At 49.3% G+C, this 6,416-nt stretch carries 3 protein-coding genes; 2 read left to right on the top strand and 1 reads right to left on the bottom strand.

Annotation, left to right across the window (positions count from 1 at the left end; translation table 11 throughout):
* The first annotated feature begins 100 nt into the window (after positions 1-100).
* Both nagB and Q0294_RS06345 read left to right on the top strand, forming a co-directional pair.
* The gene (nagB, locus tag Q0294_RS06350) at positions 101-1,999 is read left to right on the top strand and encodes a glucosamine-6-phosphate deaminase (RefSeq protein ID WP_299462072.1); all 1,899 of its coding nucleotides are present in this window, start codon (positions 101-103) and stop codon (positions 1,997-1,999) included.
* A 241-nt stretch (positions 2,000-2,240) separates the two neighbouring features.
* Positions 2,241-3,611 (top strand): TlpA disulfide reductase family protein, encoded by a 1,371-nt coding sequence (locus Q0294_RS06345; protein ID WP_299462069.1) that lies wholly within the window; start codon positions 2,241-2,243, stop codon positions 3,609-3,611.
* A 125-nt stretch (positions 3,612-3,736) separates the two neighbouring features.
* Here Q0294_RS06345 and Q0294_RS06340 read toward each other — a convergent pair whose 3' ends face one another.
* Complete coding sequence (locus Q0294_RS06340) at positions 3,737-5,980, bottom strand: HEAT repeat domain-containing protein (RefSeq protein WP_299462066.1); 2,244 nt, start codon at positions 5,978-5,980, stop codon at positions 3,737-3,739.
* Positions 5,981-6,416 lie beyond the last annotated feature (436 nt).

Below are 6,416 nucleotides of genomic sequence, written 5' to 3'. Positions count from 1 at the left end.
ATTTGACTGACTTAACTCAGTTGAATGAAACGAAGAAGATCACGATTGTCTGCGTTACTACAGTCAGCTTCATTCTCGCTTAACAGGTTAAAAACGTCTGATGGCCATTGATACTGCACGTCCCGTTCACGTCACTCCGAAATCCAAATTTGTCAGGCACACAAAAGTCCCCACCGTGATTTTTGAAACGTCTTCCGAATTGGCGAAGTATGTTGCCTCAGTCGTTGCCAAATTAATTCGCTCCAAAAATGACACAAAAACCCCTGTTATTCTCGGGCTGCCTACAGGATCGACGCCGCTGGGAGTGTATCGGGAACTGATTCGCCTGCACAACGAAGAGCAGCTCGATTTTTCCAATGTCGTGACATTCAATCTGGATGAATACTGGCCGATGGATCCGGACTCGATTCACAGCTATCACAAATTCATGCGGGTGAATTTTTTTGATCACGTGAATGTCAAACCGGAGAATATTCATATTCCCCGCGGCGATATTGCCGCTGAAGATGTAGACGCGTATTGCGAGGAGTATGAGCGGACCATCGAGAAGTTTGGCGGTCTGGACCTGCAGTTATTGGGGATTGGCCGTTCCGGGCATATTGGTTTCAACGAACCGGGGAGCGCGCGTAACAGTCTGACCCGTCTGGTGAACCTGGATCCGGTGACGCGACGCGATGCGGCCAGCGGATTTTTCGGGGAAGATAATGTTCCGCATCACGCGATTACGATGGGAGTCGGCAGCATTCTGGCCGCGAAGAAAATTATCATCATGGCTTTGGGCGAACATAAAGCCTCTGTCGTGAAGCGTGCTGCCGAACAGGAAGTGACTGATGAAGTTTCAGCGAGTTTTTTGCAGACGCATACGAATTCCCTGTTTGCCGTCGATCGTGCGGCTGCTGCTGAGCTGACGGCTGTCAAAACTCCCTGGATTGTGGGGAATATTGAATGGACGCCTCAACTGGAGAAAAAAGCAGTCATCTGGCTCTCGGGCGAAGTAGGTAAACCTCTCTTAAAGCTGGAAACAGACGATTTTCTGCAGAATCACCTGCATCAACTGATTTATAAATACGGATCTGTCGCACAGATTCGACAGCGTGTATTTGATGCATTACTGGAAGGGATTTGTACGAAACCTGCGGGCGTCGATTCCCAGAGAGTCATCGTATTCAGCCCGCATCCGGATGATGATGTGATTTCGATGGGGGGCACTCTGATTACACTGGCCGATCAGGGGCATGATGTTTACATCGCTTACATGACCAGCGGAAATATCGCGGTGTTTGATCATGATGCGCTGCGACACATCGATTTTGTCTCAGAATTTCATAAGCTGTTTCATCCGGATGGTGATGCCGTTCTTTCGCAACTGCAGAATCTCAAAGAAACCATCGAAAATAAAAAACCGGGCGATCTGGATACGGCAGAAATGCTGGGGATTAAAGGTCTGATCAGAAAAACCGAAGCGTCAGCCGGTGCGGAAGTCGCGGGAGTTCCCGAAGAACGTCTCCGGTTCCTGGATCTTCCCTTCTATCGCACGGGGCAGGTTTCCAAAAAGCCGATCGGGGAAGAGGATATTTTAATCGTGGCGGATCTGCTGCGTGAGATCAATCCTCATCAGATCTATGTGGCCGGTGACCTTTCCGACCCGCATGGGACTCACCGGGTTTGTGCAGAGGCTGTAATTAATGCCGTCAATCTTGTTGCCGGCGAAGGAATTATTCCCGAGTTCTGGATGTACCGTGGTGCCTGGGAAGAGTATGAACCGCACGAAATCGAAAGAGCGGTTCCGCTGAGTCCGGAAGTGGTCCTCAAAAAGCGGGAAGCCATTTTCAAACACGAATCACAAAAGGACAGCGCCTTTTATCCCGGAAGTGACAAACGGGAATTCTGGGTGCGGGCAGAAGATCGAACCCGTAATACGGCAACGGTTTACAATCAACTCGGTTTGCCAGAGTATTTTGCCATTGAAGCTTTCAAGCGGTATCATGGCGAGCTTTAAGACTTCTGGCGGTCATTTTTTCGATGCTGTGTGTTGAAAAGATCTCTGAAATCGCAGGTCAGATTGTAAAATTTTCCAGCTTCGTATTGCCTTGGATGTGGTTTTTGTCATAAAACACGCACCTTAAAGTGTTTTACGACAGTAATTTTGCTGAGGGAATGGCAGGATTCCTAACAAGAGATTTCGCTACCTCGGTTCTTCAGATAGTTACCGACTCTCAAAGGAAGGAGAGCAAAAGACCATGAGGCATCGACATGATATCACCACGATTGCAGCGTGTTTGTTATTATTGACTCAGTTCGGTTGTGGAGGTGGGGAAACTTCCCCGGCGCAATCAGCGGGTACTAACATCGACGGGAAGCTGGATGGAGCGCCTGCCGATTCGCAAACGAAATCATCCCCCACGGGCACAATCACTCAGGTTTCTCAGACCGGCCCAGCATTGAATTCTCCTGCTGGTGTGATTCAGACCGCCAGCCTCGAGCGGGACCGACTCGACATGGATGATCTGGACAATGATGATAAGTCACTGGCCGATGAAGAGGTCAAAATTGAGGAACTGAAACCAGGCTCCCCGGAGTGGAGTGTGCGCGAGATCACACGACTCCGCGTTCAGGCATTGCCCAAGACGGAAAACGTCGATGAATTGAAAAAAGCGCGTGCGGAACGCAATAAGAAAATCATTCAACTGGCAATGGAAGTGGTCAAACAAACTCACGCTGACCAGGAAAAGCAGCGTCTCTTTACCGTTTGTATCAGCCATCTGCTGGATGCGCATCTTCAACTGGCGTTGCAGGGAGATCAGGAAAGTATCGACGCTTTATATGATCATTCAGAGTCGTTGTTTAAACGGGACCCCAATTCGCCATCCGCTGCGGACGCCGGGTTTACTGTGGCCAAGTTTGCCAATACAAGTGCACAACGATTTGCGATGCAGGAACCGCGCTGGATTGAGGAATTTGTAAAGCAGACTCGTTTATTTGCTTCACGGTTTCCTAAAGAAACGATTCGTGCGCCCCAGTTATTGCAGGCAGCGGCAGAAACGAGTCAGCTGTATGGCTTGAATCAGCAGGCACTTGACTGCTGTATTGATCTGGAATCCAAGTTTCCTAAAAGCAAGGAAGCAGAACAGGTGACCGGTTTGACACGGCGTTTGCGTTTGAAAGGTCAACCTTTACAACTGGCGGGAGAAACGATTGAGGGCGGATTTGTTTCCATTGATGATTACAAGGGAAGCGTGGTACTGGTTGTCTTCTGGTCCACAACTGCCAGGCCATTTATTGAACAACTGCCGCAGCTTCAGACACTGTCACAAAAATACCGCAAGTACGGGTTTGAAATTGTGGGTGTGAATCTGGACGAAGAAGAACCTGCCATTGATGCTTTTCAGGAAAAAACGTCTCTCGACTGGCGACAGATATTTTATTCCGCACGGGATAAACGGGGCTGGAATAATCCCGCCGCCGTGTATTACGGCGTGCGAACTGTGCCGATGCTGATGCTCGTCGACCATACTGGTGTGACAGAAATCGTCACTTCGAACGCCAGCGATCTGGAAGAGCCTTTACGGGCATTGTTGCGAAAGAAGACAGCAGCAGCAAATGTAAAATAACAATTCCATGTGCTGATGTTTCAGATACGACTCCGAAGGTTTACTGCAAATCTTCGGAGTTTTTTTGTATGTATTACTTAAGAGTAACTCAGAGAGGGAACCGTAGCGATAACCAGAAACGAAAACTAAGGAGTCTTTGTAGCCGGTTGGAATTTCTGCAGCCGTTCACCGATCACTTTGTTATCGGGCATCAAAGTCCCCATGACAGAGGCCAGTGCGGTATTCAGCTTGGGGTCTTCGGCAGCCTGATAGGCTTCTCGTATCGCGGCGACCTGCACCGAATCAACCAGCAGTCCGAATTTCTGAATATGAAATGCCAGTTGCAGGGCAGCAATTTCTTTGACATCGGTTTCCGTCATCTTGCTTGTGACGACTTTCACCAGATCGAGCTGAGCGGAGCGAGTGGGGATTCCTCCGAGAGTGATCAGCGCGTTGGAAGCAAGTGCCCGGTCTGGAACCAGTTGCAGTAATGGTTTTTCTACCGGAGTCAGGTCATAAATATTACTTCGCTGACTGGATGCGATATGCGCTAACCAGTACAGAGCCGCTGTGCGATATTCATTTCGCAGGTCGCCCGTCAGTTCCGGCGTTTTTAGACTGCTGAGGAAAGGTCTGATTTGTGTCCCGATGTTGTTCGTGTCTCCGGATTCAATAATGTAGTGAACCAGAGGATAATGCCGGGTCGAATACTCTATTTTATTTTTCAGCTGGAGTGGGCCGTAGATAATGATGGGGATATTCGCCGTACGGGAATCGGCCCGCAGGTTGGCGATGGTTTGTGAAAGACCCCAGTGGGAAATGTTGTATTCCAATGCGATGAATTCGACATCCATTCGTTCTGTCGCAGCTTTGAAGGCTGCTTTGCCGGTCTGAACTGGCTGGGTCTGATATCCCAGTTCATGAAAAACACCCGCCATTGATTGGCCACGCGGGATGCTGGTATCCGCCACGATCGCTGATTGAGATCCTGCACCCAGCAGCGCCCGGGTCAGAATGGCAATCACCCGGGTGGCGCCAGGGAATGTTTTGACCGGATCAAGTTGCATGATGGCCGTTGCTGCCGAGAATTGAACCCGGCGATCAGGATAATTCAAGGCAGCGATGATGGATGAGTGCTTATCCAACTGCTCATAAAGTAAAGCGCGTGAGCCAATTTGTCCCAGCGCCTTTAAAGCAGCGATCGCACTCGGCGTGTGTCCTTGTTTCATGGCTAAAGCCAGCACCCGGCTGACAGCTGATGGTCCTGAGAGCAATGCCAGATTGAATGCCGTCCCCTGACCTTCCGGGAGCGGATTATTCCAGCCAGCATGATAGGCATCCATCGCGAGGGCCATCGCCAGATAGAGTGTCTGGACATCCTGTTTGTCAGGCGACATTTCCAGAGCTTCTTTCGCCAGACGCAGGCCTTCAATCAAATTGATTTCCTGAGCAGGCAGTTCTTTTTGAGCAACCGTCTGTTCGTTTAAATCCCAGATCCAGAGTGTCTGTTTTTCTGATTGATCTTCCTGTGCATCGTAAAAGCGGAGCGCTGCGTTTTTCAATTCCTGCTGCGCACCGTGGGGATTCAGCTCGTAGACATTACGAGGATCTTTCTTGAGAATTTTTGCCAGCGCCATGCGGGCTGCCATCTGAACGCTGGGAGGCTGGCTTTCAGAAAATGCCGGATTCCAGAGATAAAGGGCCGCTGCCGGATCTCCAATATCCCCTAATACGTCAGCCGCAATTTTACGGATATTTTCTTTCGGGGCGCGGAGAGCGGCAATTAAAGGTTGAACAACGGGGGAGCCTAATTGAGACAGAGCAAACGCCAGCTCGTCGTTCGTGCGAGGATCTTCGCTTTTACTTAACAGCAGCAGGATCGATGGTACCACAATTTCACCGGCAGATTTCAATTCAATGATGGCAATCGCACGTTTCGCGGGAGAAGCGGAAAGATCGTTGATCAAACCATTGATGCGTGCAGGGTCCGTGGCATAAGCCCGAAAAGCGGCTTCCATTTTTTTCAGCAGCGCGATTGATTCGGGTTGCAGCGTTGTGTTATTTGACAATGCAAGAAACGCAGCCGGGCCATATTTATCCCGGAGTTTCAAAACCGTTTCGTCATCGATATTCGCTTTAATGAGTTGCTCAAGATAAGACTTGGCGGAAGTTGCCTGACCGAGGTCCGTCAGTTGCACCACTGCCTGCATCAACTGCTCCGGGGTCTCCGGTTTGGATAACAGCAGTTCATCGGCAGACAGGTTGAGCAGAGATTTCGATTCCTGAAATTTGGGAGGGATCGTTTCTTGAGCCCAGGCGCGTGCCGGCACGCTCGTGGCACACAGAAATACCAGAGCAAAAATTGCCAGGATCCGATTATTTAAGGACATTCAGTCGACTCCGTGTCGTCTTGGTTGTCGGCTATTCATTTAGGACTATCTGCCGGCGGACCTGACTCATGCCCTGTCTGTCGCGTAGATAGAAGATCGCTCAATGAAATTGATAGAAACGGTTTCAATATACTATTCTTATCACCTTGCCCAAAACAACATAATTCAATTAATTCGTTTCAAGTCTTTGCAGAAATCAGGTACATGGTATTCGAATGGATATATTCTCCGCGCGCGTTTCTGTATCAAATATCATCGTTTCTAACGGGGATAACGGTTCAATCGAAGAAAGCGAATAACCGTATCTTTCGTGTTCTCAATGCATTAAAGCTCGCAAGAACCCGATAATTGATATAACCCGACCTCAGGTGACTGGTCTTCGGAACATGTTTTTCAAACAGATTAAGACCCAGAATTTGCGGCTATGATTGTTCTA

It is taken from the genome of uncultured Gimesia sp. (genome assembly GCF_937919775.1).
Lineage (GTDB): Bacteria > Planctomycetota > Planctomycetia > Planctomycetales > Planctomycetaceae > Gimesia.
This window is presented reverse-complemented; position numbering and strand designations above follow the sequence as displayed.

Coding starts and splice junctions, on each gene's coding strand:
- nagB (WP_299462072.1), top strand. CDS start 101: ATGGCCATTGATACTGCACGTCCCGTTCACGTCACTCCGAAATCCAAA.
- Q0294_RS06340 (WP_299462066.1), bottom strand. CDS start 5,980: ATGTCCTTAAATAATCGGATCCTGGCAATTTTTGCTCTGGTATTTCTG.
- Q0294_RS06345 (WP_299462069.1), top strand. CDS start 2,241: ATGAGGCATCGACATGATATCACCACGATTGCAGCGTGTTTGTTATTA.